This is a genomic window from Brevundimonas sp. NIBR10 (assembly GCF_027912515.1).
In the GTDB taxonomy this organism is placed as follows: domain Bacteria; phylum Pseudomonadota; class Alphaproteobacteria; order Caulobacterales; family Caulobacteraceae; genus Brevundimonas.
In genome coordinates this window covers 3,753,976-3,779,835 of record NZ_CP115464.1, presented here as the reverse complement: position 1 = coordinate 3,779,835, position 25,860 = coordinate 3,753,976, and the positions used below count along the sequence as shown (strand labels likewise).

Sequence of the window (25,860 nt, the reverse complement as noted above, 5' to 3'; positions counted from 1 at the left end):
GTTCAGGGTCGCAGCGTCAGGACCGAAGGCACGTCACAACGCCATGTCGACAGCATCATCGTAATGGCGAACGCCTCGAGCTGAGACAGGACGCCGATGGCCAGAACCGTCCAGATCGCCGACCGCATGACGTCGAGATTTTCTCCGTGAAGAAACGCCAGACTGCACAGACACCAAAGAGCCAGGCCGAACAGCTTGGAAAGATAATGATGCGGGGACGCTTCACGGCGGAACTTGGCGAAGCTGACCAGATGGTTGCCGACCTCCATCGCGACGATGACGAGCGCCGGTAGCCAGAGGAGATCGAAAAGGCTCGGTCTCGCCAAAATGACGGCACCCAAGACGCAGACCCAGAAAATGACATCCGCACGGCTGTCCCAGACCCTTAGTTTGGCGGTGGCGACGTTCAGGCGTCGTGCGATGATCCCGTCGAAGATGTCTGACAGCACACCGAGCGCCAGCAGGATGGCGCAAAAGCTGCGTCGCTCGGCGATCGCCAGCGTGACAACCACTGGCCCGGCGGCCAGTCGGAACAGGACGAGGCTCCATGGCAACTGATTGAGGTTCAGGCTCGGCATCGAGCCGTCAGCTTCCTTTCGCCGTCTTCGTCGATCCATTCAGTGCCACCGCAGCCCGGATCAGCGCCTTGAACGCCTCGGCGTCAACGGTCCCACCCTCGGGCACATCGATGGCGCGGCGCGTGCCGCCGTCCAGGCCGGCGTTGAACAGGCCGGTTGGGTCGGGCAGGGACGCGCCCTTGGCGAAGGTGAACTTGACGGCGGTCTTGTAGGTCTCGCCGGTACACAGGATGCCGGCGTGTTCCCAAACCGGGACCCCGCGCCATTTCCAGGTCTCGACCACCTCGGGGTCGGCATCATGGATCAGGGCGCGAACGCGGGCCAGGGTCTCGCCGCGCCAGTCGCCCAGCGCCCGGATGCGTTCGTCGATCCGTTCGGAGGCGGTCGCGTCCGCACCGGCCTCGACCTCTCCCGCGGGAATCTTGATCATCGTCGGCTCCCTCCGCTGGTACGAAAGGTCGCCGACATCGGGTCGCCCGGCAAGGGTTTCCGGCAGAGTTCTCCTGGGTTCAGGCCCGGACCGACCGCGCCTTCATCATCGCATCGGCCCGTACCGCCAGGGCGGGCAGTCCCCGCTCACGCGCCACCTCGGCGGCCTCGACAAGGGCCAGGCCCGTCAGGCTGGCGTCGCCGCCGGTCAGCAGGGCGCGGGCCTGGGCGATTCGGGCCATGGCGATCTGGTCGACCGCCCAGTCCAGATCGGACGCAGGCGTATCCGACAGGCGACGCCGTACCGCGCCCTCGGCGGTTGTCAGGCGCGGCAGGTCGCCGATCGAGCTGGCCGCCGCGACCTCGCCCTCGATCAGCATGTCGCGGGCCATGGCACCGAGCACCAACCCCTGACCGGCGGTCAGGGCATCGGCCTGACGCAGGGCGGCCAGCGACACGGCGCCGGTCTGCCCGCCGCGCACGATCTGGATCGTGGCCCAGTCGAGCGGGCTGTGGTCGGGGGTGAACTGGTCGGCGGCGGCCTCGAACATGATCCGGCCCTGTTCGCGCGCAGCCTCGTTCCCCGCCATGGCCGCCAGTGCCGACAGGCCTGCACCACACAGGGTCAGGGCGCGGGCCCGGGTCAGGGGCCGGTAATCGGGCGAGGCACCCTCCACCAGCCGCAGCAGTTCTCGCCCCGCCTGGTCCAGCAGATGCGGGTCGCGCCGCGTCACCCCGGCCTCGAGCGCCAGGGCGGCCCGGTCCATGCGGATGTCGTCGGTAGCACCGGCGCGAGTCCGCTCCATCTGGTGGATGGCGGCGTCCAGCAGGGCGGCGGCCTGCATCAAGGCACCCGCGTCGCTGTCGAACCGGGCCAGTCGTGACCGAATCCGCGCGTGGACGGCCGAGATCAGCGCCGCCGTCGCCGGCTTGACCGCAGAGGCTCCGGGCACGGCCTCGGCCGCCTGGTCCAGCACGTCGCGCCCGCCCGACAGGTCGAAACGCAGCAACAGGATACTGGCCCGCTCCACCCCGGCGCGGGCGATCTCGTCGATCGATTTGGCGGCCCGGGCCGCGTCGATCGCGGCACCCATGGCGCGCGTGACGCTGTCCGCCGCGCCGCTGCGTCTTGCATGTTCGCGCCATAGGGCCGACGCCCGCAGCCAGGCCAGATGCGGTTTGGCGCAGGATACCCGGCCGGCATCGGTCGACTGCCCGCGTGCCTCGGACGCCAGCAGATCGACGCCGATCAGCTCCAGCCAGCTCAGGTCCTCGCTCTCGCGCGCCTGGGCGAACAGTTTTCTCAAGTCGCGGCTGAATTCGAACATGCGTCTCGCCAAGCTCGTCCCGGTTCGGGACCGCGATCGCGATCCCGAACCCTTCCACGCAAACGCAGGGCCGGAAGAAAGGTTGAAGGCAGACGTTATCCCCGCGCCTCGCCGTCCGGCGGGCCGCGAGGTATCGGGCGATGTCGGCTCAGCCGAGATCGGGGGTCCTCGCGCGGCAGCGTTCCAGCTCGGCCCGTGCCTGGGCGTTCGCGGCGTTCAGCTGCTGGACCGCCAGAATACGGGCCCGGGTCTGGTCGGCGTCGGCCGCCTGAGCCGGCTTTCCGGCCGCCGAGGCTGCCTGGGTGGCGGCCAGCGACCAGTACAGGGCCGCATCGAACAGGGCCTTGCCGTCCGTGCTCTCGCCGCCTTCGAGTTCCGACGCAGCCTGGGCCAGACCGGCGCAACGCACCGTCTCCTCATAGGAAATCAGCGCCGGACGGGGCGCGTCCTGGCCGGCGAAGGCGACGGTGGTGGCCAACAGTATGGCGAACATTCAGCCTCCACGACGCCCTCTGCGTCGCAAGTCGTCAGACAATCACGTCGCGGCGGCGGAAGGAAGACACGCCGTCGCGAGCTGTGCGATCAGGTCCGGGGCGTGAACCGGGCCGTCGATGGCACGGTCTCGGGCCGGCAGAAATGCCAGACGTCGGACTCGGTGCTACCGTCGATGTCCAGCACCGTGTCCCGCTTGAGGGTGTCGGTCCCGACGATCTCGTAGGTGACCGTATAGGACCCGGCGTCATTGCCGAGCTCGGTCAGGCATTTCTGCTCCTCGCGCCAGATATTGGGGCCCGTCAGCTGGAACTCCCCCGGCTCGCAGCCGCCGAAATCGAGGGTGAAGGCCGTCGGGGTGAACCAGGCGATCTGTCCCTGACCGGCGACCACCTGACCGCAGTCCAGGTCGCCCTTCACATAATAGCCCAGGGACATGGAGATCGGCGGCGGCGCGGTCTCGCCGGGGGCCAGGGTCACACCGTTTTCGGCGGCCAGGATTTCGGGTTCGGAGGCCGCAGGCCGCCGGCTCGGGCTCGCCGTTGCGGGTCGGGTGTTCGCATTCGCTCGCGTCTGCGCTGTCGTGCCGGCGGACGAAGACGCAGCAGGCGCGCGCGGCGGGGTCGCCGCCGGAGCCTGCGCCCGGGCCTGCGGCGGTGCGGGGCGGGCCGGGGTCGGGGTCTGGGCCGCCGGCGTGCGCGGCGAGGCCGCTGTCGAGGCCGGCGGCGTGCGCACCGTCGCCTGGCTCATCGGCGGCGTAACCGGACGCACCGGCCGGGGCAGTTCCTGGTCCGACAGCGGCGGCTGGGCATTGACGCGCGGCCTCAAGGTACTCTCCGCCGGCCCCCCGTTCAGCGCCGACGTCGCCGCGCGAGCCCGGATCTGGGCCTCGGTCTGGGGTGTCGTCTGGGCCAGGGCCGAGGACACGCCGGCCAGGCTCGTCGTCAGCACCAGGGCCGCGATCCACGCGCGGGAAGACGGCATGATCATGTCGTTGGGCAGGGTCATGAGGGCCAGCGAAACAGGGTTATGGGTCAGAAGAATGTCAGGATGTGCATGTGCGTTCCCGGCATACACGCCTTCAGCCCCAATTTCTGTTGCACCGCAGCAAGGTTGCCGCCTTCTCTGCTACGCTTCAGTCCCGGACATACCGGCGCAGGCGCGACTGGGCGCTATAGACCCGCTGGTCCGTGGGATCCGCCGCCAGCGCCCGGGCGATGAAGTCGCGCGCCAGGTCCCATTGCCGCGTCTGCTCTGCATCATCGATCGCGTCGGCTCCACGCTCAGTGGTCAGGTCCGCCATTAGCACGAGGGCCTCGACGTTGTCGGACTGGAGATCCAGTGCGCGGGTCAGGACCGCTTCGGCGGCGGTCGCGTCTCCCCAGCGCCTTTCCGCCCGGCCCAGGGCGACCAGGGCCAGAGGATCGTCGGGGAATCGGGCGGCTGCCGTCCGCAGAGTTGCCAGCAGCGCGGGGCCATCGACCCCGGCCGGATTGCGCGACCGGGCGTTGATTGCCGGCAGAATAACCGCATCGGCCGCGGGCGACAGGGTCGTCACCGTGATGACCGGGCGGATCGGGGGAATGTCGAGCTTGGCGTAGGTCAGGCGACCCCGCACATGGGTGCGAAGCTCGGCAGTCAGTTGATCGATCGTCATGCCGAAAACCGCCTGCCAGGCCTCGACAGGATCCTGGCCACCGTTAGCCGCCCTGACGTAGGCCGACAGGTTCCGTATCCGGGCAGCGTCGGCCAGCAGCCAGTGGGTCAGGGCCCAGGATTGGGCATAATACATCCCACGCCCCGTCTGGCTGTCGATCCCCAGCGACCCGTCGGACCGCAGCACGACATCCATGGGCAGCCAGCGCTCCGTCTGCAGCGCGCGCAGACGGCCCGGGTTCGGCAGGCCGAACGACGCCGAGCCTCCTTCGGTCACCGTCGCCGTAGCGAAATACTCGGCGAAGCCTTCTCTGAACCACCCGGGATATCGCATGTCCCCGGCCCGGGCCATGACGTGGTGGCTGTACTCGTGGAGCAGCAGGTCGTCGCTTTCGCCCCGCACCAGGACGGCAAAGACGTCCAGATCGCTGCTGGAATAGAAGCCCGCGATTCCAGGGGGAAGGCCAGGCACGGCCACCCGCAACGCCCGCCCGTCCGCCACCAGATAGACCGGCAGCCTTCGAGCCTCCGTGCGCGCGCCACCGAAGCGGGAGGTCAACAGCGCGTCAAAGCGTTCCAGCTTGGCCGTATAGTCGCGCAGCGACCGCTCCGAACCGTCGCTATAGACGACGAAATGCTCGCTCTGGGCGCGTCGCCATTCGGCGAGAGCGGATGCTGGCGTCAGCGCGATCAGCGCCAAGCCGATCAGAAGACGTTGGACAGCTGAAGACAAGATGACCTCCCCGAGAGGCCTCATTCTAGATCGGTTTTGCTGCGAGCGGTCCACTCTTCGTTGTCGGACCTGGACCGTTCGCGTGCGCTATCCCCGTTCCTTCGTCTTGGTGAAGGCCACCTTGGGGAACCGCTCCATGACGTATCCGGTCTCCCAGCTCGACTTGGCCAGAAACACCGGGGCCTGATCCAGGTCGCGGGCGATCTGGGGGCGGTATTTGGACATGAAGTCCTCGACGTCTGCGGTCGCTCCGTCGATCCAGCGCGCCTCCGCATAGGGGCTGTGCTCGAAGATGACCTCCAGCCCGTATTCCTCGCCCAGCCGGTCGGCCATGACCTCGAACTGCAGCTGGCCCACCGCTCCCACGATGAAGTCCGCGCCCAGTTCCGGCCGGAACAGCTGGGTCACGCCTTCCTCGGCCAGACCGTCCAGCGCCTTCTTCAGATGCTTGGCCTTGAGCGGATCCTTGACCCGGACGCGCTGCAGGATTTCCGGCGCGAAGTTCGGCAGGCCCGCGAAACGGATCATGCCGCTCTCCGACAGGCTGTCGCCGACCCTCAGGACACCGTGGTTGGGAATGCCGATCACGTCCCCGGCGAACGCGTCCTCGGCCAGTTCGCGGTCCGAGGCGAAGAACATGATCGGCGCATTGACCGAAAGCGACTTGCCCGTGTTCTGGACCTTCAGCTTCATGCCCCGCTTGAACGACCCGCTCGCCATGCGGAACATGGCGATCCGGTCGCGGTGGTTGGGGTCCATGTTGGCCTGGACCTTGAAGACAAAGCCGGTGACCTCGGCCGCGCCCGGCTCGACGGTCAATTCGACCGGTTCGGGGGCGTTGCGGGTCTCGGGCGGGGCGGCCTTCATGGCCTTCATGGTCTTGGGCGGCGGGGCCCAGTCGCCGATCGCCTTGAGCAGTTCGTCGATGCCGAAGTGGCGCAGCGCCGATCCCCACAGCACCGGCGTCATATGGCCTTCCAGGAACGACTGCCGGTCGAACGCCGGATACCCCCCCTCGACCAGTTCGGCGGCGTCGCGCATCTCCTGCAGTTCGCCCGCCTCGAAATACTGCGACGCGGCGTCCAGATGCAGCGCCTGCGGATGCCCCGCGTCCTCGACCGCGCCCGGAACCTTGCGCGCATAGGGCTGGAAGGTACCGGTCCCGACCTCGACCATGCCGCGCAACCGGTTGCCGCTCTGGGCGGGCCACCAGATCGGGGCGGGATCGAGCTGAAGCTGGGACGCGATCTGGTCCAGCAGCTCCATCGCGTCCAGCGCCTCGCGGTCCAGCTTGTTGATGAAGGTGATGATCGGGATGTCCCGCAGGCGGCAGACCTCGAACAGCTTCAGCGTCTGCGGCTCGATCCCCTTGGCGGCGTCCAGCACCATGATGGCGCAGTCGGCGGCCGTCAGGGTGCGATAGGTGTCTTCGGAAAAGTCCTCGTGCCCCGGCGTGTCGAGCAGGTTGAACATCTTGCCGTCGTGCTCGAACGTCATCACCGAGGCGGAGACGGAGATGCCCCGTTCCTTCTCGATCTTCATCCAGTCGGATTGGGTCCGCCGGTTCTCGCCCCGCGCCCGCACGGCACCCGCCGCCCGGATCGCCCCGCCGGACAGCAGGATATGCTCGGTCAAGGTCGTCTTGCCGGCGTCGGGGTGCGCGATGATGGCGAAGGTCCTGCGGCGCAGGGCCTCCTGTTCGAGAGTGAGTTTCGACATGGGGCTGCCGGTTAGCCCGCATCGGGCTCCGGGGCAACGGGCGCGGCCCCGTCCTCGCCCGTCTCGGTCGGGACGACCTCGGGTTCGTCCGGCGCTTCCGCGTCGGGACGCAGGGCCTGGATGGTCGCCCGCGCCCGGGCCGCCATGGCCCCGCCGTGCGGGTCGTTGGCCAGGGGCAGCAACAGGGCGATCGCCGTGTCGATCTGGCCGGCCCGGGCGAAGACGTCCGAAGCCTCGCCCCGGATGGTCGACACCTGGGGGGCCAGTTCGATGGCCCTGGCCCAGATGTTGAGGTCGTTCCCGGTCGGATAGTCGGGCGCGGTTCGCCGGCTGCGGCCCAGCGCCAGATACAGCCGGAAATCATCCGGATCGGCCGTCAGGGCCCGGCTCAGGAAGGCGCGGGCCTGACGGTTCAGCGTATCCGCCTGCTCGCGGCCGCCCCCCTCGGTCCTCACAGCCTGGGCCGCCGTCATCCGCAGTCGTGCCATCCAGCGCAGGGCCTCGACATCGGCGGGATCGGCGGCCAGCACCGCGTTGAGCGCCGCCTCTGCCGCCTCGGTCGTACCCCAGGCCACCTCGGCCTTGGCCAGGGTCATGCGGGCCAGCCGGTCGTCGGGCCACCGCTCGGCGGCCGCCCGCACCCGCGCCAGGACCGGCGGCCCATCCGTGCCGCGCTGCGCATAGTTCAGCCGGATCGACAGCGCAAACAGGGCATCGGCCGAGGGCGGCAGGGTCTCGATCCGGATATCGACCGCATCCGTCGCCGGCGTGGGATAGACCGCATAGGGCATGGTGCCGGACCGGTAGCGACGCAGGGCCTGTTCCAGCTCGACCGGCGTCATGCCGAACGCCGGCTGCACCGCCTCCATCGGCGGCACTCCTTCCGACACCGCCTTCAGATAGGCGACCAACCCCTGACGCCGCACGGGGTCGCTCAACAGATAGTGGGTCAGCAGCCAGGACTGGCCATAGAAGGCCGCGATCTGTTGCTGCGTGCCGCTCAGTGCCCGCCGGCTAAGCAGCCGATCCATCGGAATCCACGGCAGATAGGCCAGGACCGCCGCCCGCCCTTCGTCGCGATAACCGACCCGCGTCTCCCGATCGTCGATCCGGGCGGTCGCATAGAACATGGCCACCCCTTCGGTGAACCAGGCCGGGGTCGCGGCCGGAAAGTTCTGGAGCGTCAGGTGGTGGACGTATTCATGCAGCAGGGAGTTGCCCTGGGACCTTCGGTTCAGGGCCGCATAGACCCCGTGCTGGGTCGCCGAATACCAGCCCCCGATATTCTCCGGCACGTCCGGATAGATCGCCTCCATCCCGTCCCGGCCGGACAGCATGAAGACCGTCAGGGGCCGCACCGGGGGCGCGTCGCTGAGCCCGAACGGTGCGCGCACCAGCCGGTCGAACCGGTGCAGCAGGATGACCCGCTCACGCAGATCCGCCTCCGAACCCTCGCTGTAGACGATGAATCGATCGGTCTGGGCCCGCCGCCATTCGGCCTGGGCGGGCAGGGCGATCGCGACCAGGGCCAGGACCAGAACGAGGCGAAGGCGGCGGATCAGGAACAGCATGAAGACCTTGAAAACGCTGAGGTACGAACGACGCGGCACCGACGCCGGTCCCACCGTTAGCGGCACAATCGGACATTGTCATGAAGGCGCTCGGGAGCCGCCCGGGTTCCACACTCGAAGGACCGTCGGGAAAGCCTGAAATAACCGCTCGCCAAACAGGGCTTTTGGAGTCATCGTCTGCCTTGCGAGATGTCCCGGCCACGCAGCCAGGCACCGCAAGGGGAGACAAGGAGACGCCCATGGCCATGCTTCATCCGAACGACCGTAACCCGACCGAGCACCGGTCCGACCATCACGAGCGCACCACCAAGCCGCGCCTGTGCCTCCTGGCCGGCCTCACCTTCCTGGTCGCCACGGCATTCGCGTTCCACTTCGCCTTCAACGCCCTGTTCTAGGCGTCAGTCGCCCTGGGGTTCGGCCTCGCCCTCGCTGGCGTCGTCCTGTTCGGTGGTGATGCCCTTGACCTCGTTGATCATGGCGCGCGCCGCCGAGGCACCGCCGCCGCCGTGCGGGCTGTTGGCCAGGGGCTCCAGCAACCCCACCGCCCGATCCTGCTGGCCCGTCTCGATCAGGGCCGAGGCCAGGTTCAGCACCGTATCCGGCAACTGCGGAGCCAGAGCATGGGCGAACTCCAGCGTCGCCAGATCGTTATCGTTCGGATAGCCGGACTGACCTGATCTCAGCCGCGCCAGCAGCATGAAGGTCAGATAGTTCTCGCCGTCGACCTGAAACGCGCGACCGAGATGGCGCTGGGCCCGCACCATCAGCCGGGTGCGCTCGTCGTTGTCGTCACTGGCATAGGCGGCCTCGATGTCGTGTTCCGCCAGAAGCTGCATCGCCTCGACATTGTCGGGGTCGCGCTCCAGCACGGCGTTCGCCGCCTGCTCACCGGCCGCCGCATCGCCGACCGTCAGCTCCGCCCGCGCCAGGATCAGTCCGGCCAGGGCGTCGCCGGGGAACCGCGCCGCCTGACGCTGCACCTCGGCCAGGACGGTCGCCGCATCCTCGTCGTCCTTGTCCAGCAGCTTGACCCGCTGGCCCAGCAGCAACATCGCGTCGGCCGAGGGCGGCAGGACGGTCACCGTCATCGGCACCTCGGGGATGTCCATGATCACCGCCTGATAGGGGATGCTCCCGTTCATGTAGCGCCGCAGCTCGCGGCGCAGCCGGGTGATGTCCATTCCGGTAACCCGCTGCATGGCTTCGACCGGATCGCCGCCCGCGCCCACGTCGCGCAGATAGGCGTCCAGCTGTCGCTGTCGCTCGACATTGCCCCAGAACCAGTGGGTCAGCAGCCAGGCCAGCGGATAATAGGTGTTGCTGCCCCGCGCCCGCTTGCCCGGCCGGGTCGACAGCAGGGCCCGCATGTCCAACCAGCCCGACCCCGCGAGCCACGACGTCCGGGCGGCGTTCGGCTTTCCGAGCAACACCCGGTCGGACTTGAACTCGGCCGTCATGTAATATTCGGCGAACCCCTCCACGAACCAGGACGGATAGGGATAGGCCGAGTTCTGGAACATGAAATGGTGGGCGTATTCATGCAGCAGGGTCTCGTCCCCGGCCTCGCGGATGCCCAGGGCGAAGATATCCTCGCGGCTGGTCATGTAATAGCCGGCGACGTTGTCGCCGACGTCCGGCCGCACCCTGACCAGCCCCGCCCGCGACCCGACCAGATAGATCGGCAGCTTGCGCCCCGGCGCCTCGCCCATCGAGTTGGTCAGTTTGACGTTCAGCACCCGGTCGAAAATTTCCAGCCGCCGCATATAGCTGCGCAGGGTGCTCTCGGACCCCTCGCTATAGACCACGAACCGCTCGCTCTCGGCCCTGCGCCACTCCGCCGACGCGGGCAGGGCGGCCATCAGACCCAGTGTCAGGGCGGCCGCCCCGGCCAGCAGGCGCGACCCGAACCGGCTCATTCGCCGGCTCCTTCGTCCTCGGCCTCGTCTTCCGAAGGCGGCGCGGCGACGTTCGTGGGGGCGAGGCCTGCCTTCTGGCGCGCCTCGGCCAGAAGGTCGCGGGCCGCCTTCATGCCGTCGCCGCCGTGCGGATTGCTGGCGACCGGGGCCAGCAGTTCCACAGCCTGGAGGTAGACGCCCCGGTTGACCAGAGCCTGGGCGGCCAGATAGCGCACGGTATCGACCTGGGGCGCATACTCCTCGGCGGCCAGCAGGATGTTCAGGTCGTTGTCGGTCGGATAACCGGGCGCGCCTTCACGCGTCTCGTTCAGGCCGAGGTAGATGCGATAATCGGTGGGATCGGCCGCCACGGCCTGGGTCAACAACCGCTGGGCGTCGCGATAGAGGACCGCCCGCTGCCCCGCATCGACCCCCTCGGCGTCGCCGCGATGCATCTTGGCGATGGCCGTCAGCCGCAACGCCTCGGTGTTCGGGGTCTCCGCGGCCACGAGGGACGCTACGGCCGCTTCGGCCGCCTCCCATTTCTCGTCCTGGATCTCCGCCTTGGCCAGGACGATGGCGGCGAAGGCGTCATCGGGATAGCGAGCCGCCAGTTCGCGCACCTGGGCGATGGCCTCGGCCTTGCCGTCCGGACCCAGCCGATCCATTCGCAGGTCCAGCCAGACCAGATCGCGCGCGCTGCGCGACATCCGGCTGATGCTGACCTCGGCCGGCTCGAACGTCTGCTGAAGGGTGAAGTAGTTGATCGCGCCCGCGACATAGCGTGCGATGGTGTCATGCAGTTGGTCCGGCGTCATGCCCACCTCGGTCTGCAACGAGACGACCGGATCGCCGCCGGTCATCAGGGCCCGCAGATACCGGCTCATCATCTGCTGGCGCTCAGGCGTGCTCATGAACCAGTGGGTCAGGGCCCAGGCCTGGGCATAGTAGCTGTGGCCCTGGGTGCGAGGCACCTCGCTGCGCCCGCCCAGCACCGCATCCATCGGCAGCCAGCTGTTCCGGCCCTGGGTCAGGGAGTTCATCCGCCCCGGACTGTGCAGTCCCACCCGCATACGGCCCGGCGTCAGCTCGGCGGTCGAATAGTATTCCGCAAACCCCTCGGTGAACCATCCGGGATAGGCCGCCGGCATGTTGGCCCGCATGAAGTGGTGGCCGTATTCATGGTACAGGGTCTTGTCGCCTTCACTGCGCGACAGATCGACCACCGCGAAGATGCGGTCCACGTCCCCGGTGTAGAAGCCGGCGATCCCGGACGACAGCCCGGGCGAGATTTTCCTCAGGTCGTCGATGCCGTGCGCGAGGAAGATTTCCAGCTTGCCGCTGTCACGCGTGTTCGCGACCGGATAGTAGAGCCGCAGCAGGGAATCGAACCGCTCGACCTTGCGGACATAGTTGCGCAGATCGCTCTCGCCGACGTCGCCATAGACGATGAAATGCGGGCTCTCGGCCTTCAGCCATTCGGCACGCGCCGGGCCCGCCGCAACGGCGACACAGGCTGCGGCCAGGGCCAGCAGCGGACGCATCCGCCCCATGATCTTCAACATCTCGGCGATCCCTGGCCCCACAACCCTAAGAGAGGCTACTTTGGCCAGGGCCCCGTCGGCGTCAAGCGCGACCGTGGGGTGAACGCCGGATCAGGCGGCCATGCGGTTCCACACCGCCCGGTCGGCGGCGACGGCGTCCAGCCTGCCCTTTCGGTCATGCCGGCCCAGCTGGCGGATCACGGTGTCGGGCAGGGCACAGAAGCGCGGCTCGACCAGATCGGGATTGCAGTTCGCCTCGGGCGCCGCGAACAGGGCCGCATTGACCTCGGGCGACCGGTCGGCGATCAGCCAGGCCAGACGCCGCGCCCGCCCCGGATCGGTCCGGTGCATCATCGGGTCCTCGGCGAACAGCTCGCACCCCAGTTCCAGCACATAGTCGAACCCCAGCCGCTCGAACCGGCGCGCGTCCGCAGGCGTGACCGGGGTGGCCTCGTCCAGATCGAACACGACGTCGTTGAGCAGGAACAGCATGAGGGCATTACTCGCCAGACCGCCGACGTTTCTCGCCGACGCCCAACCCTTACGCCCCCTCGCTTGCAGTCCCGTTCACGAACGCAGTTAAGGATTTACCACCGGGCCCGGGACGCCGGGCGGCGGGAACCTCGCGTGCGGATCGTCGTCGGCGTGTTGCTACAGATACCAGTCCTGGCCGTGGAACCCGCGCGCGCCTTCGAGGTCCAGCATCCACCGCCCGGTCATCGGCGACAGTTCGAACGACATCTCTCCGTCGAACAGATCGCCACCATCCCCGGCCGGCAGCACCTCTGGCCCGGCCGCCTTGACCCCCGGCTCTTCGCCGATCGCGCCCGTGTTCCACAGGATGTCGGACGCCACCAGCGTCGTCCCGGCCAGCCCGATGACCAGATCGCTGGTTCCGTTGCCGCCCAGGTCCACGAACAGATATGACCCGCCGCTCAGGTATGCGATGCCGAACGTATCCGCCGCCCCCGTCCGCACCGCCCTCAGGTCCAGCCTGTCCGTCCCGGACACGAACCCGAAGATGCCGTCGGACAAGCCCTGAAACGAGTCGGATGCACTCAGATAGACGAAGGTGTCCGCGCCGGCATCGCCGAAAAGAGCATCGGCCCCGCCGCCGCCGGTAATCGTGTCGTCGCCGGCCCCACCCGAGATCGGATCGTTTAGAATGGTCCCTACCAGCGTATCTGCCTGACCCGATCCAACCATATAGATGCCGAAATTCCCGACACCATTCACATTGCCGCCAAAGGTGATGTCCGTCGCCTGCACCGTCCGGTTCGCGGCGGTGGTCAAGAACACGCCCTGCGCCGTCTCCGCATAGATGAAGCTTGACCCGTTATCGGTCCTCAGGATGCTGATGGACCGCGCCCCGATTCCCGTCAGATCGATCCGGTCCTCGCCCGAGGTGAAGTCGTACAGATTGTCAAACCCGGTCTGCTGGTTCGAATCCCCGCGCGACACATACCGGAACACATCCCGCCCGGCCCCGCCCGCGATCGCATCCGCCCCGGCACCGCCAGTAATCACATCGTCCCCGCCGTTGCCGACGAGGGGTTCCGCAACAGACGTTCCCTGGATCAGGTCGGACCCCTCCGAGCCGATCACGAACACCCCGAACCCGCCGTTGAAAATGATATCCCCGCCGTTCAACGACGTCCCCGCCGCAAACGTCTGAAACGCCCCCCCTGGTGTCTGGGCAAAGACCACCGTTCCCCCGCCCGCCAGCCGTGCGATCGATACGGACGTCGGATTCAAGGCCGTCAGATCGATCCGGTCGGCGCCAGTGACGAAATCGGTGATGATGTCGGAGGCGGCCGCCGTCGAATCCGAAGTCAACAGGTACCGGAACACGTCTGTCCCGGCTCCACCGCTCAGGGTGTCTGCTCCCCCGCCACCGGTGATCAGGTCGCGGTTCGACCCTCCGGCAAGGGTTTCAGCAGACGGAGTACCATTGATGACGTTGGTTGGATCCAGAATGAACTGCACGGTTCTGTCGGTGAAAACCAGAAGCTCAATGTCCGTCAGCGTGTCGGTTCCATCCGTCCCGCCGGTTACAGTCGTGGTCGCACCGCTTGTCGTGATCGAATAGCTGGTCGACGTACCGCTGAAAATCGCAGTATTCGTGCCGCCGCCGCCGCTGAGTGTGTCGTTGCCTGCTCCGCCCTCGAGGACATCATTTCCGGCCCCGGCGACGATCTGGTCGTTTCCGGCACCTCCATTGATTCTCAAATCCCCTATGGTGCCCGCTCCCTCGAAGCGGTCGGCACCCTGTCCCAGTGCCACCAGTCCGGAGATGAGGCCGGTGTTGACAAATACGTCGGCGCCCGAGCTCAGCGCCACGCCGCCTCTGAGGTCACCGCTGTTGTTGAACGAAATGCCTTGGCCGAAGAAATAGGTACCGACCTGGACGGCCATATCGGCCTGGATCAGGCCGCTGTTCGAGAAGATCAGGTTGTCAGACAGGATTTCCATGCCGACGCTGATGCCGGTCCGATTGACGACGACGATGGATCCAGAGTTGGTCGCTGATGTGGTTCCGATACCATACATCCCGACGGCGAGGCCCGAACCCTCGACCCGGATTGTGCCGGTGTTTGTGAAACTCCCGTACTGGCCGAGGCGCACACCATAGGCCGATGACTGGGCAACAACGTCGAGGAGCCCGCTGTTGCTGACCGTCAGGCCCGGCCTAGCCCCTTCAGCGCCGTACGCTTCATGAGAGGAGCGAACAAAGATCGAGCCACGATTGTCGAACACACTATTCTGGCTGTTGAAATAGCCACCGACGGCGCGACCAGAGGTGCTGTTTGTCAGGTAGGCATCCAGCCTTCCCCCGGTACCATTGGTGAATCCTGCACCCGATATGGCTCCATCGGTTGAAACGCCGATGGTGCCTGAACTTGTCGAGGTTGAAACAATTTGTCCGTTGTTGGTCAGGTAGCCTGATGCCCCGGTTGTCCATCGGCTGACGACGATGCCACCTGTCGCGTTGTTGAATGCAAGGCTTTCGCCCGCATAGACCTGCTCGCTCGCGGTAACTTGCCAGGGTTCGGTACCCAGCATCGCCGGAACAGGTCCAAAAACGGCATAGCTAGGGCGCGTTGCGAGCGAAAAGTTCAGGTCCGCTGCGGAAACGTTAGCCGCGCTGATTCCTTGCAGAAGAATAGTGTCGGTGTCGGACAGGACAATCAGTGCACCGTCCGATGTCTGACGCAGTTCGCGATACCCGGCGTAACCAAATATCGACAGCGTGTCGCGTTCGCCGCCAAGCCTGAAATCCGTAATCACATCGGTGCCATCGCCCGCCCCGAAAACGAATGTATCACGTCCGATCCCGCCGGTCAGAACGTCAGCACCTGTTCCGCCGACGAGGACATCATCACCGTCTCGGCCGATCAGAACGTCAGCACCGTCGGCCCCGAACAACAGGTTCGCAGCAGTGTCACCCCGCAGGGTATCGTTCCAGCGGCTGCCATAGACGTTCTCGATACTGATGAGCGTATCTTGTCCTGCTGAAACAGATCTACCACCGACAAGATCGAGATCGACCGCAATGGTCAGATCCGAGTAAACTGCTGTATCGGTTCCGGCCCCGCCGTCGAGGACATCTGATCCTCTGCCGCCACCGAGAAAGTCATCGCCGGACGCCCCCGAAAGAATGTCTTCGCCGCTTTCGCCATAGAGGATGTCCGATCCAGTTCCTGCAAGCAGGCGGTCATCGCCGAACCCTCCATACACCCCTCCTGATTGCGTACCCCGTTCGCCTTGATAGAGGTCGTCTCCTGCGCCAAGTGTGATCGAACCCACGATCGACCCGACGTTGACGATCTGATCCGCTCCCCGGGCGAGATAGATTTGACCGCGAATCTGGCCGAAATTAGTGACGACCTGAATGGCATCTTGGGGTGGACTGTAGGTCTCGCTGGCGTCGAAAATCGCGTAATTCGCTTCGATCAGGCCGGTATTGGTGATCGTGCTGGACTCTGAAGCCAGATGCGCGACACGAATTCCTACGGCTGTGCCGGTCGGGTTTGTTACCCGTATTGTGCCGGTGTTTTCGAGCGTCGACGTCCGTCCGAGGTCAAAGCCCACCGCAGTCTGTCCACCACTCACTTCTACGAGTCCGGAATTCCTGAATATGCCGCCGTTCTGGGACTTGGCACCCCAGCTAATCAGCGATTCCGAAGTAACCCGAAACGTCCCGCTATTCTCAAAACTGAAGGCCAGATCCGCAGTGAATACACCCAACGCAACTGCCGTCGCCCTTACGGTGAAGCTTCCGCGGTTTACGAGGTCGCTGTTCGCACCCTCTCCAAAAAGCCCATAGGTCGGGTTGTCTCCGGTCTTGATGAGTTCGACGACGCCGGATTCAGTAATGGTGATCACACTGTCTGTGAACGCGGTCCCGCGCGTGAACTCGAACAGCGCCATGATGTACGGCTGACTCGAGGTCATGCTTATCCGGCCTGCGACAACCAGATTTGGACCAGGCAACTGTGGTGTCGAGCGGAGCTCGTAGCCGCTCAATTCCTGAGAAATGCTGACGATCTCACTGGTCCCTATCGTGGTGTCCGCCGTGATGATCCTGGGCATTTCTACATCTCGCTACGCAATGATTGGCCGAACCGCATCCACGCTACCCTGGATTGGATTCGTGGGAAAGATTCACCCCACATCCTCGGTGATGAAATGCCGCCCCTGCCGGTCCTCGACCTCGACGACCCACAGGTCCGGGTCGTACCCGACCTGGCGCTGAACATAGGCGTCCAGCTCGCTCTCGAACTCGCTCTCGACCGGCTGGATCCACAGCCGTTCGCCGTCTGCGCCAAACGCCTCGGAATACAACCGGGCCCGGCGGGTGGAGGTGTCCCAGGCCTTGACGATGACGGTGCCGGCGCGGGTGTCGCCGCGGCGCACGACGGTGGCGTTGGCACCCGCGATCTCTGCGCGGCGGATGAGGGCCGAGACCCACAGGTCGGAGTTCAGAAGCAATTCGCTAACCCTGCTCGGAAACGGGACCGGAACCCGGAGCGGGTAGGGTCGCCGCATGAGGATAGGCCCTAATCAACGTCTTGCCAGCACCCGCGTCGTCCGCGTCGGCATGATCGCCGCTCTGCTGGTGGGCCAGCCGCTGGCCGCCCTGGCCCAGGCGACGGCGCTGACGGCCGCACCCACCGGCCCCTATTACGACCGCGCCTTCATGCTGGCGGCGGACCAGAAATGCCGGCTGTTCCAGCCCATGGTGGCCAGGGCCCTCACCTCGGCGACGCTTCAGGCGCGGGGCGCGGCGGTGCGCCACGGGGCGAGCGCCGACGATCTGGCCGCCACCGCCGGACGGGCCTCGGCCAAGGCCAATGCCACGGCCTGCGACAACCCCGACCTGGTCCGGGTGCGGGGCCGGGTGGCCACGGCCTTCGCCGGCTGGGCCCAGACGCCGCGCATGACCTTTCCGGGGGCGAAGGCCGACTGGATGGCCGACCGCTATGGCCTGGTCCAGGCGGGCTGGCGGCTGAAGCAGTCGGTGACGACCGGCCAGGCGCCCGTGACCTTCGGCCTGGTCGGCGATGCGGGCCAGGGCGAGACCCTGGCCGCCGTGGTCAGCTTCGTGGGGCGCAGCCGCCCCTATGCGGCGCGGATCGTGCTGCGCGACGCCGACCGGTCGGCGCGGCCCTGGCTGCCCGGCCGCGCGGGTGACCTGCCGCCCGAAAGCCTGCGGCTGGCGGTCTTCTCGGCCGGCAGCAGCGAGGCCGCGCCCGGCCTGCTGGAGCCGACCCGCAAGGACGGCCAGGCCTGGCGGTTCCCGGACGCCGCCGCCGACCTGATCGCGGCGCTGGACCCGCGCGAGGTCTTCGCCGTGGAGTTCCTGTTCCGCGACGACAGTATCGCCCGCGCCACCTTCGAGGCCGGCGACTTCGCCGCGGGAAGGGCGTTCGTGGACATGGGGTCGCTTTAGGCCCCTATCCTTTCAGTCTGGCGCATGTCCCCAGCAACTCCGCTTCTTGCGCGAGCGGCACCCGGTTGGGTGCGGGTTCCAGGACCAGCGTCTCGACGGTGTAGGTCGCGTTCGTAAGGCCGCGTCCATGGCGCCGGACCAGGGTGGCGAAGCCGGTCCGCTCCGGACCCACGGACCCACAGACCAGCTCGAGCGAGTTGCGGAACCCCTCCGTGCCCTCGACCATGTAACGTCCCGCGATCTGGATCTCGCCCGCATCGGCGCCGACCTCGCTTTCCAGGGCCCGCGCTGTCGCGATGGCCGGGGTCGAGGCCACGTAACCCTGCTTGAGCCACAGCAGGCCGAAAAAGACCACCATCCCGGCTGCAAAGAGCCAGAGACGAAGGGGCGTGAACAAGCCCAGGTTCGGATTTTGTAATGACATATCGGCCCTCAGATCCGAGTTGGGTCGGGATTAGAGGGGTCTGCGACGGCTTTCCACTTCTCGTTGACATTCCATGGTGCGCTCAAGACAAAGATGGTCGAGGCTGAAGCTTAGTTCCCCGCCGGCCTCAGTTCGATGATCTCGGCCCCGCCTTCCGGCACCGCCGGCTTGGCCAGGGTCACGACCGGCAACCGCACCGTGACCGCCGCGCCCTCGCCCAGGGTCGAGTCGATATTCATCCGGCCGCCATGCAACTCGGCCAGCGACCGCACCAGCGACAGGCCCAGACCCGTCCCTTGCGCCTTCTGCTCAGCCGCGCCTGCCTGCTCGAACGGGCGGCCCAGGCGGCGCAGGTCCTCGGGCGCGATGCCGACGCCGGTGTCGGACACCACCAGCTCCAGATAGGGGCCGATCGCCTCCAGCGTCACCGTCACCGACCCCTCGGCCGGGGTGAACTTGATGGCGTTGGACAGCAGGTTCAGCGCGATCTGCTTCAGCGCCCGCTTGTCGGCATCGACCGTCAGGGCCTCGGTCGGCAGGACGCTGCGCAGGTCCACGCCCTTGTCGGTCGCCGCCACCCGGATCAGGGCGATGGCGGCCGAGACAGTCTCGCGCGCATCGAACCGCTCGATCGCCAGCTCATAGCGCTCGGCCTCGATCTTGGACACGTCCAGCACGTCATTGATCAGGTCCAGCAGATGCCCGCCCGCCTCGTGGATGCTGTCGGCATAGCCCGCGTAACGGTCGGGCAGGGGGCCGAAGATGCGCTGGCGCATGATGTCGGAAAAGCCGATCACGGCGTTCAGCGGGGTACGCAGCTCGTGGCTCATATTGGCCAGGAAGCGGCTCTTGCCGGCGTTCTGGGCCTCGGCCTCGGCGCGGGCGGTCTCCAGGCCGGATTCGCGCGCGAACTGGGGCGTGCCGTCGAAGGCCTGACCGACCAGGCGCACCGTCTCGCCATCCCCGTCCAAGCGGCGCAGCACCAGGGTCACGCGCCTGTCCAGCGCCTGACGCGGGGCGAACGACACCTGCGCCTCCTGCCCGGCTTCGGCGCGGGCGAGGGCGGCGAGCAGTTCGCCACGATCCGGCGCATGGACGGCGGCAATCAGCCCCTGGTCGAACAGGGCCTCCACATCGATCGCAGGCGGCGCGGTGCCATAGGCGGCCAGCACCCCGCCCGAGGGGCTCAGGACCAGCATCAGCCCTGGCTGGCCCGCCAGCAGGGTCTCGACGCGGTTCAAACTGTCGCCGACGACGCCGAGCGCCCGTTCACGCGGCCCCCAGGTCAGGGTGATCGCCGTCGCGAGGGCCAGGGCCGACAGCAGGGCCACCGCCGCCGCCAGAACCCAGTCCGCCTGGGCCGGCCCACCCAGCCAGACCGAGACCAGTCCGACCAGAACCGCCAGCGCCGTTCCCACCGCCCCGGCCTGGGCCAGCCGCAACTCGCCCAGCATGATCCCGGCGGCGAACGGCATGATCGCCAGCCCGGCCAGGGACCCTGTCATCCCGCCTGACAGGGCCGCGACCGCCACGGCCGCCAGGCTCCATCCGCCCAGCACCAGCGCCCGCTCGGCCCAGCCGTCGCGCGCCATCAGCCACAGGCCCCCGACGCCCGGCAGGACGGCGATCAGGGCCGCGATCACGACCCCGGCGTCCAGGGCGGGGCGCAGCATCACGACCGCCGTGGCCAGCACCGCCATGGCAATGGCCCAGCCCATGTGCCACGCCACGACCGGACGCACGCGGTCGGTCTCCCTGGGGGCTGAAGGTGGGGCGGCGGGCGTCAATGGATATCCAGGCGGAAGGTGCGGGAGGCGCAGCCGCCGAGCCTAGCCCTCCACACGAGTCGGCGCGAGGCGGCTCCCGCATCAGGCGAACCGGCGACGGGGAGAAGCCGCAGTGGTCTGGGGGCCTTCGCCGCAGTTGTCGTTAACGGCGGCTCGGCCTATCTGGCGGCTGTGACCGAACCTGCATCGACGATCGACGAGACCCTGGGCGAGCTGATCGCGGATTTCGACCTGCTCGAGGACTGGGAACAGCGGATCGAATACGTCATCGACCTGGGCAAGGGGCTGGCTCCCTTGCCCGACGCCGACCGCATCGAGGCCAACAAGGTGCCCGGCTGTGCGGCCCAGGTCTGGCTGGCCGATGATCGGGACGGAGACCGTCTGACGTTTCGCGCGGATAGCGACAGCGCGATCTCCAAGGGCAATGTGGCGCTTCTGCTGTCCCTCTATTCCGGCCGCCCGGCTTCCGAAATCCTCGCCTTCGACGCCAAGGCGGCGCTGGACCGGCTGGGCCTGCCTCAGGCCCTGACGCGGCAGAGGGCCAACGGCCTCAACGCCATGGTCGGCCGCATCCGCCAGGCGGCGATGGCGGCCGATCAGAACGCTTTGGGCAGTCCCGCGTCCTGAAGCGTGCCGTTGGCGGTGTGGCGGGACTTGATGTCGCCATCGACGGTAAAAGGCTTGCCGCTGAGGGGGCTGATCCAGATTTCGTGATCGCCACGGCCCTGACGATGGAACCGACAACCGGCGTCAGTCAGGATGCGTTTCACATCCCGTGTGTAACTCTCGCCGCGAGGCCGAGCGTTACCCGTGTGCTGGCGTGGGCGATGACTTCGATTGGAACATCGCGGATTTCGCCCTCTACGCCCAGCAAATCCTGGATCGCCACGGGAACACGGGCAATCAGGGCTTCCAGGGTCGGCGCCTCGATCCGGAGGCCGTGGACATCGCTGGACTCGGTGAACCAGACCCCCGCCTCGGCGTCATGCGCGGCTTTGACGATGATGACCTGGCTCATGTCGTGAAGTCTAGGCGGGGGCGGCTGACTGTCAACGCCGATCGCCTGCCGGGTTGCAGGCCGGGATGGCGCGGCGGTGAACCGCCGCGCCTGTCGGACGTCAGGCCTTTTCGATCGCGGCGGCGATCTGGTCGGTGGAGTGGCCGGTCAGGTCCTTGGCGATCTCGCCGACCAGCTTGGCTTGCGTCTCCTTGTGCCAGCCCTTGCGCAGTTGCCCCAGGGTCTTGGGCGCGGCGATGACCAGCAGGTGATCGACCTTGTTGGTCAGCACCCATTTGTTCAGCACCTCGGCGACGCCCATCGCAAAGCCGTCCTCGGCCTGGGTGTCGTTATCGGGGTTGGCCTCGCTGGAGATGCGACCGGCGGCACCGGATGCGCGATCGGCGATGGTCGGGGTGGGTCGGGCGCTCAGCTGCACCTCCTGCTGCCCGGTGTTCTCGAACAGGGCCAGCTTTTCGCCGTCGACGACGGCGACGAGGGCGCCTTTTGGAAGTTTCATGGGACAGAGCTCCGGTAGTTAGCGGGGCCCTCTGAACGGGTCGGCGCTGCGGCGGTTGCGTCGTCGGCCGATCCCGTGGCCCCCGGCCGGACCCGAGACGCCCCGTTCGTCGCGCGAGGGGCCGTCTTCGTCGCGTCGGGGTTGCGTCGCGCCGGAGGTCCATCCGTGATGACCTCACCGATCAGCGGTTAGCGAGAACGATCATGCGCAGACTCATTCAATCGGCAGGTCTCGCCTGTGGTCTGGTCATCGCGGCGATGGCGGGCCAGGCTTCGGCCCAGGAGACCCCGGCCGGGCTCTGGCGATGCAGTGCCCAGGGCAATATCCCGATCGGTCTTCTGACCATCACCGGTGCCAACTATCGCTTTCAGGCCGTGAGCAACTCGCTCTGGGCGCTCAAGCCACAGGACTCGATGAACGGGTCGGGCGGCATGCGGGTGGCGGGAACCCGCCTGACGCCCTCCGGTGGCCCCCTGGCCGCGCGTCTCCAGGTCAGAAGCGGCGTCTTCGGCCATACGGGTCGCTATTCCCATATCGACTTCTTCAACGACCCCGCCTCCGCCTATGTGCTGAGGTGCCATCGTCCCTGACGGCCGGGCCGGATCACCCGATGCAATAGTGCTCGGCCAGGGCCTGAAGTCCCTGTTTCAGCACCGTCTTGCCCTGACGCCTGCGCAGGCCCAGTTCCTGTTCGGCCAGTTGCAGGCTGGAACTCTCCAGACAGATGCGCACCACCATCGGCCTCAGTCTCGGCCCGACCGCACGCAGGGCCGCCTCAACCCTGGCCCCGGCCGAGATGGCCCGGTCGCCGGGCTCGATCCGCGCCGCCGACCCGCCGCCCGAACGGGGCAGGGCGTCCCAGAGCATCGTCACCGACGGGCCCGAGGTTGCCGCCTCCGCATCGCGCCGCAACCGCTCGCCGGCCACGATCTCGGCCGGCGTCAGCCAGGGCCGCCCCGACGGATCGCGCCGCCGGGCCAGCCAGGCGATCGGGCTCTCGCCCAGATTGGCGCGCCGGGTCGTCATCCGACCGTCGGTCTCCATCACCGCCACCTCGCCCTCGATCACGCCGGGCCGACCGGGCTCGGGGCCATCGGCGCTCGCGGGCGGTCGCGGGATCCAGCCGCCGCCGGGCCGGGCCTTCAGGCCGGGATCGGCGACCAGGGCGCTGAACACCGTCTCGTCCAGGGTCATGGCCACCCACGCCCGCCGATCCGCACCCAGACGCAGCGCATAGGGCGCGGCCCGGCCCTCGATCCAGGCCCCCGGCCGGCGCAGATGGGTGCGCACCCGTTCCGTCAGCGTCCTCATCGCGCCACCGCCACGGCGTCGAGGCGGGTCATCTCCAGCTGGGGCGTCTCGCAGACCTGTCGCACAGCCAGTTCCAGCCGCTCCATCAGACCATCCACCGCCGGATCGTCGCGGGCATCCTCGACCCAGCGACAGCCGGCGCTGACCGTCGCCCGGTTGAAGCCGAAGGCGTGCCCGACCCGCTCCACCGTCCAGCCCAGACCGACATGGGCCAGATACATGGCCAGCCGTCGCGCCTGGACCTGGCGCGGTCCCTGCCGGACGCCGGCGACCATGGCCTCGGGCGCGATCCCGGTGGGCACGGCGACCAGCTGCATCGCCAGCCCCGCGCGGATCCGATCCCCTTCCTTGACCGGAACCCGGTACGTGTCTTCCATGATTGTCCCTCCTGCTGATCCGACGGCCGACCATAAATGGCTCGTCGCCTTGCGCTAGGAAGATCATCCTACCGTACGTCAGAAGCGGTCGCATCGCCTTGGCGGGCAAGGGGTTGGATGCCGGGGAGTTGGAAAGTTCGTCCGGATTTCAGCGCCACGCGAAGAAAATTAGAATCGTTGACTCACGGCGCTCGACGCCGATTCGCAAATCAGCCTACGATTCGCCTCAATGGGGTGGCGTTAACCGTTCTTAAGGTTTTCGCCGGTTAACTCTCGAACAAGGTTACCCGGAACTCACGACCGGGACATATGGTCTAGCTTTGCCTGGAGGGGCTTGAATGCGCGTTCTGCTTATCGAAGACGATCACGCGACCGCGCAAAGCATCGAGCTGATGCTGAAGTCGGAAGGCTTCAATGTCTACACGACCGACCTGGGCGAGGAAGGCATCGATCTGGGCAAGATCTATGACTACGACCTCATCCTCCTGGACCTCAACCTTCCCGACATGAGCGGCCTGGAAGTCCTGCGCCAGCTGCGCGTGGGCAAGGTCAACACCCCCGTCATGATCCTGTCGGGCTCGACGGAAATCGAAACCAAGGTCAAGACCTTCGGCGGCGGCGCCGACGACTACATGACCAAGCCTTTCCACAAGGACGAACTGATCGCGCGCACCCACGCCGTGGTCCGCCGCTCCAAGGGTCACGCTCAGGCCATCATCCACACCGGCGAGATCGCCGTGAACCTTGATGGCAAGACGGTCGAGGTGCACGGCCACCGCGTCCACCTGACGGGCAAGGAATACCAGATGCTGGAGCTGCTCTCGCTCCGCAAGGGCACCACCCTGACCAAGGAAATGTTCCTGAACCACCTGTACGGCGGCATGGACGAGCCCGAGCTGAAGATCATCGACGTCTTCATCTGCAAGCTGCGCAAGAAGCTGGCGACCGCTGCGGGCGGCAAACACTATATCGAAACCGTCTGGGGCCGTGGCTATGTCCTGCGCGACCCGTCGGAAAACACCGCCGTCGCCCCGGTCAGCGCCGCCGCCTGATACGGCGTTCGCACCAGGAAAATACGCCCGCCGGATCGCTCCGGCGGGCGTTTTTCGTTCCGACATGGACGGCGAAGGTCCAGGAAGGTGCGGACGCCGACCGGCCGGGTGTCGGCCGGCATCCGGCCCTCAGAAGCTTGCGCTCAGCCGCACGCCATAGGTCCGCGGCGCACGAAGCGCGGTCACCGGCAGGCCGACCACGGGCTGAACGAACGAGCTCTGCATCACGGCCTCGTCCTCGATGTTCTGGACGAAGGCGGTGACGCTCCAGCCCAGGCCGGCCGGCCGATAGGTCAGGTCGGCGTTGGACACCATCGCGGCGTCCTGCAACTGACCGGGCAGATATTCCTCACCCGTATAGTAGGACGACTCCACGCGCGTTGAGAGGCCCGCGACCACTTCCGCGCCGTCGTCCAGAGCGAAGGTGTGGTTGTAGCTGAAGTTGGCCACCCATTGCGGCGCCAGGGCCAGCTGCCGTCCGCTGCAATCGACGCTGAAGATGCTGGATCCGACGGGATCGACGCCGGTGGGCCGGAATGCGCAACCGGTGGCCGGAGGACGTCCGGAAGGCGAGGTCAGGCTGTAGATGAAGCTGTCGTAGTTGCTTTCCTGGACCTGCACCTGCGCCGAGAACAGGTCGTTCGGCGTGGCCAGCCAGGTCGCCTCTACGTCCAGGCCATAGATCACGGCCTTGCCGGCGTTTTCCGTGATCAGATTGTAGCCCGACGGCCGCACGGGCCCCAGGTGGGTGACCTGCTTGTCCTCATAGTTCCAGTAGAAGGCCTCCGCGTTCAGCCGCAGGGTGTTGTCCAGGAAGCGGTTCTTGGACCCGATCGTAAACGCCGTCAGCAGTTCGGGCTCGAAGGTGTTGGGCGCGAGCGAGGGATAGAATCCGCCCGCCTTGAAGCCGGTTCCGACGGTCGCATACAGCAGCGAGCGGTCGGTCAGGTCCAACTCCGCGCCGATCTTCCAGGTGGTCTTCTCGAACGTCACCGCGCCCGTGACGGGCGAGGTGCATTGCAGGGCCGCCAGGTTAACCGTGGACGGGCTGGGGCATGCGATCGCATAGAAGACGGGGGCCGGCGCCGGGAATCCGGCCGGCACGGCGGGCAGGGGCCCGGTGACGGACCCGTTGACGCTCTTGTCCTCGCTCGTATAGCGCAGCCCGCCGGTCAGACGGAACGTGTCCGTGACCGACCATGTCAGTTGCCCGAAGACGGCCTTGCTGGTGGTCTGGATGTCGGGAATGGCGCTGCGATTATAGGTGACGCCCTGGTTCGGAAAAATCCGGGTGTTGGTCTGCTCGTCGAAATAATACAGCCCGATGAGCCATTTCAGAGGGCCGTCCGACGAGGACGCCAGGCGGGTTTCGACGGATGTCTGTTCCGGGGTTTGCGATTCCGTCAGGGGATAGCCGGCGCCGTAGTGCAGGTAGGACAGGTCCATCGAGCGATAGGCGGGCACGACCGTCAGAGTGGCCCAGTCCATCTGATA

General features: G+C 67.0%; 26 protein-coding genes. 5 read left to right on the top strand and 21 right to left on the bottom strand.

Features of this window, described 5'->3' with window-relative positions; translation table 11 throughout:
* Window positions 1–2 precede the first annotated feature (2 nt).
* The 8 genes from O5K39_RS18505 to O5K39_RS18470 all read right to left on the bottom strand — a co-directional run bounded on the left by O5K39_RS18505 (window position 3) and on the right by O5K39_RS18470 (window position 8,545).
* Window positions 3–578, bottom strand: a complete 576-nt coding sequence (locus tag O5K39_RS18505; RefSeq protein WP_271145069.1) for a CDP-alcohol phosphatidyltransferase family protein — start codon at window positions 576–578, stop codon at window positions 3–5.
* Between the two features lie 7 nt (window positions 579–585).
* On the bottom strand, window positions 586–1,008 hold the full coding sequence (locus O5K39_RS18500) for a DUF1801 domain-containing protein (protein WP_271145068.1): 423 nt from the start codon (window positions 1,006–1,008) through the stop codon (window positions 586–588).
* 79 nt (window positions 1,009–1,087) lie between these two features.
* Window positions 1,088–2,335, bottom strand: a complete 1,248-nt coding sequence (locus O5K39_RS18495) for a hypothetical protein (protein WP_271145067.1) — start codon at window positions 2,333–2,335, stop codon at window positions 1,088–1,090.
* Window positions 2,336–2,483: 148 nt separating this feature from the next.
* Window positions 2,484–2,828 (bottom strand): hypothetical protein, encoded by a 345-nt coding sequence (locus O5K39_RS18490; RefSeq protein WP_271145066.1) that lies wholly within the window; start codon window positions 2,826–2,828, stop codon window positions 2,484–2,486.
* 89 nt (window positions 2,829–2,917) lie between these two features.
* Complete coding sequence (locus O5K39_RS18485; protein ID WP_271145065.1) at window positions 2,918–3,811, bottom strand: hypothetical protein; 894 nt, start codon at window positions 3,809–3,811, stop codon at window positions 2,918–2,920.
* A 151-nt stretch (window positions 3,812–3,962) separates the two neighbouring features.
* A complete protein-coding gene (locus tag O5K39_RS18480) occupies window positions 3,963–5,216 on the bottom strand; it encodes a DUF1570 domain-containing protein (protein ID WP_271145064.1) in 1,254 nt (417 codons plus the stop codon).
* 87 nt (window positions 5,217–5,303) lie between these two features.
* Complete coding sequence (locus tag O5K39_RS18475) at window positions 5,304–6,935, bottom strand: peptide chain release factor 3 (RefSeq protein WP_271145063.1); 1,632 nt, start codon at window positions 6,933–6,935, stop codon at window positions 5,304–5,306.
* Window positions 6,936–6,946: 11 nt separating this feature from the next.
* Window positions 6,947–8,545, bottom strand: coding sequence for a DUF1570 domain-containing protein (locus O5K39_RS18470; RefSeq protein ID WP_271145062.1), 1,599 nt, complete (start codon window positions 8,543–8,545; stop codon window positions 6,947–6,949).
* A gap of 200 nt (window positions 8,546–8,745) precedes the next feature.
* Between O5K39_RS18470 and O5K39_RS18465 the strand changes: the two genes are divergently transcribed.
* On the top strand, window positions 8,746–8,901 hold the full coding sequence (locus O5K39_RS18465; protein ID WP_271145061.1) for a hypothetical protein: 156 nt from the start codon (window positions 8,746–8,748) through the stop codon (window positions 8,899–8,901).
* 3 nt (window positions 8,902–8,904) lie between these two features.
* On the opposite strand, the gene O5K39_RS18460 is transcribed toward O5K39_RS18465, so the two are convergent.
* From O5K39_RS18460 to O5K39_RS18440, 5 genes are all read right to left on the bottom strand, one after another.
* Complete coding sequence (locus O5K39_RS18460; protein ID WP_271145060.1) at window positions 8,905–10,422, bottom strand: hypothetical protein; 1,518 nt, start codon at window positions 10,420–10,422, stop codon at window positions 8,905–8,907.
* Window positions 10,419–11,966: a DUF1570 domain-containing protein gene (locus O5K39_RS18455; protein ID WP_271145059.1), complete on the bottom strand. Its 1,548-nt coding sequence runs from the start codon at window positions 11,964–11,966 to the stop codon at window positions 10,419–10,421. Before O5K39_RS18455 ends, O5K39_RS18460 begins: the two co-directional genes overlap by 4 nt.
* Before the next feature lie 90 nt (window positions 11,967–12,056).
* Window positions 12,057–12,437: a hypothetical protein gene (locus O5K39_RS18450; RefSeq protein WP_271145058.1), complete on the bottom strand. Its 381-nt coding sequence runs from the start codon at window positions 12,435–12,437 to the stop codon at window positions 12,057–12,059.
* A 159-nt stretch (window positions 12,438–12,596) separates the two neighbouring features.
* A complete protein-coding gene (locus O5K39_RS18445; protein ID WP_271145057.1) occupies window positions 12,597–16,538 on the bottom strand; it encodes a M10 family metallopeptidase C-terminal domain-containing protein in 3,942 nt (1,313 codons plus the stop codon).
* A 72-nt stretch (window positions 16,539–16,610) separates the two neighbouring features.
* Window positions 16,611–16,937: a DUF1491 family protein gene (locus tag O5K39_RS18440; protein ID WP_271145056.1), complete on the bottom strand. Its 327-nt coding sequence runs from the start codon at window positions 16,935–16,937 to the stop codon at window positions 16,611–16,613.
* Window positions 16,938–16,992: 55 nt separating this feature from the next.
* Between O5K39_RS18440 and O5K39_RS18435 the strand changes: the two genes are divergently transcribed.
* Window positions 16,993–17,898 carry a hypothetical protein gene (locus O5K39_RS18435; protein WP_271145055.1) on the top strand — a complete coding sequence of 302 codons (906 nt, stop codon included), beginning with the start codon at window positions 16,993–16,995 and terminating at the stop codon, window positions 17,896–17,898.
* Between the two features lie 4 nt (window positions 17,899–17,902).
* On the opposite strand, the gene O5K39_RS18430 is transcribed toward O5K39_RS18435, so the two are convergent.
* Window positions 17,903–18,295: a hypothetical protein gene (locus O5K39_RS18430; RefSeq protein ID WP_271145054.1), complete on the bottom strand. Its 393-nt coding sequence runs from the start codon at window positions 18,293–18,295 to the stop codon at window positions 17,903–17,905.
* Between the two features lie 137 nt (window positions 18,296–18,432).
* Window positions 18,433–20,064 (bottom strand): HAMP domain-containing sensor histidine kinase, encoded by a 1,632-nt coding sequence (locus O5K39_RS18425; RefSeq protein WP_271145053.1) that lies wholly within the window; start codon window positions 20,062–20,064, stop codon window positions 18,433–18,435.
* A 216-nt stretch (window positions 20,065–20,280) separates the two neighbouring features.
* Here O5K39_RS18425 and O5K39_RS18420 point away from each other — a divergent pair, with 216 nt between their 5' ends.
* Window positions 20,281–20,736, top strand: coding sequence for a SufE family protein (locus O5K39_RS18420; RefSeq protein ID WP_271145052.1), 456 nt, complete (start codon window positions 20,281–20,283; stop codon window positions 20,734–20,736).
* On the opposite strand, the gene O5K39_RS18415 is transcribed toward O5K39_RS18420, so the two are convergent.
* The 3 genes from O5K39_RS18415 to O5K39_RS18405 all read right to left on the bottom strand — a co-directional run bounded on the left by O5K39_RS18415 (window position 20,706) and on the right by O5K39_RS18405 (window position 21,626).
* Window positions 20,706–20,879, bottom strand: a complete 174-nt coding sequence (locus tag O5K39_RS18415; protein WP_271145051.1) for a hypothetical protein — start codon at window positions 20,877–20,879, stop codon at window positions 20,706–20,708. The two genes, O5K39_RS18420 and O5K39_RS18415, sit on opposite strands and share 31 nt — an antisense overlap.
* Window positions 20,876–21,127: a DUF1902 domain-containing protein gene (locus O5K39_RS18410; RefSeq protein ID WP_271145050.1), complete on the bottom strand. Its 252-nt coding sequence runs from the start codon at window positions 21,125–21,127 to the stop codon at window positions 20,876–20,878. Before O5K39_RS18410 ends, O5K39_RS18415 begins: the two co-directional genes overlap by 4 nt.
* A gap of 100 nt (window positions 21,128–21,227) precedes the next feature.
* Window positions 21,228–21,626, bottom strand: a complete 399-nt coding sequence (locus O5K39_RS18405; protein ID WP_271145049.1) for a host attachment protein — start codon at window positions 21,624–21,626, stop codon at window positions 21,228–21,230.
* A 203-nt stretch (window positions 21,627–21,829) separates the two neighbouring features.
* Between O5K39_RS18405 and O5K39_RS18400 the strand changes: the two genes are divergently transcribed.
* Window positions 21,830–22,216: a hypothetical protein gene (locus tag O5K39_RS18400; RefSeq protein ID WP_271145048.1), complete on the top strand. Its 387-nt coding sequence runs from the start codon at window positions 21,830–21,832 to the stop codon at window positions 22,214–22,216.
* A 13-nt stretch (window positions 22,217–22,229) separates the two neighbouring features.
* Here the strand turns inward: O5K39_RS18400 and O5K39_RS18395 are convergent, their stop codons facing one another.
* Entirely contained in the window at window positions 22,230–22,937 is a 708-nt protein-coding gene (locus tag O5K39_RS18395) for a DUF6456 domain-containing protein (RefSeq protein WP_271145047.1), read from the bottom strand.
* A complete protein-coding gene (locus O5K39_RS18390) occupies window positions 22,934–23,314 on the bottom strand; it encodes a chromosomal replication initiator DnaA (RefSeq protein WP_271145046.1) in 381 nt (126 codons plus the stop codon). Before O5K39_RS18390 ends, O5K39_RS18395 begins: the two co-directional genes overlap by 4 nt.
* Window positions 23,315–23,652: 338 nt before the next feature.
* Between O5K39_RS18390 and O5K39_RS18385 the strand changes: the two genes are divergently transcribed.
* The gene (locus O5K39_RS18385) at window positions 23,653–24,366 is read left to right on the top strand and encodes a response regulator transcription factor CtrA (protein ID WP_271145045.1); all 714 of its coding nucleotides are present in this window, start codon (window positions 23,653–23,655) and stop codon (window positions 24,364–24,366) included.
* Between the two features lie 129 nt (window positions 24,367–24,495).
* On the opposite strand, the gene O5K39_RS18380 is transcribed toward O5K39_RS18385, so the two are convergent.
* Window positions 24,496–25,854: a TonB-dependent receptor gene (locus O5K39_RS18380; protein ID WP_271145044.1), complete on the bottom strand. Its 1,359-nt coding sequence runs from the start codon at window positions 25,852–25,854 to the stop codon at window positions 24,496–24,498.
* Window positions 25,855–25,860 lie beyond the last annotated feature (6 nt).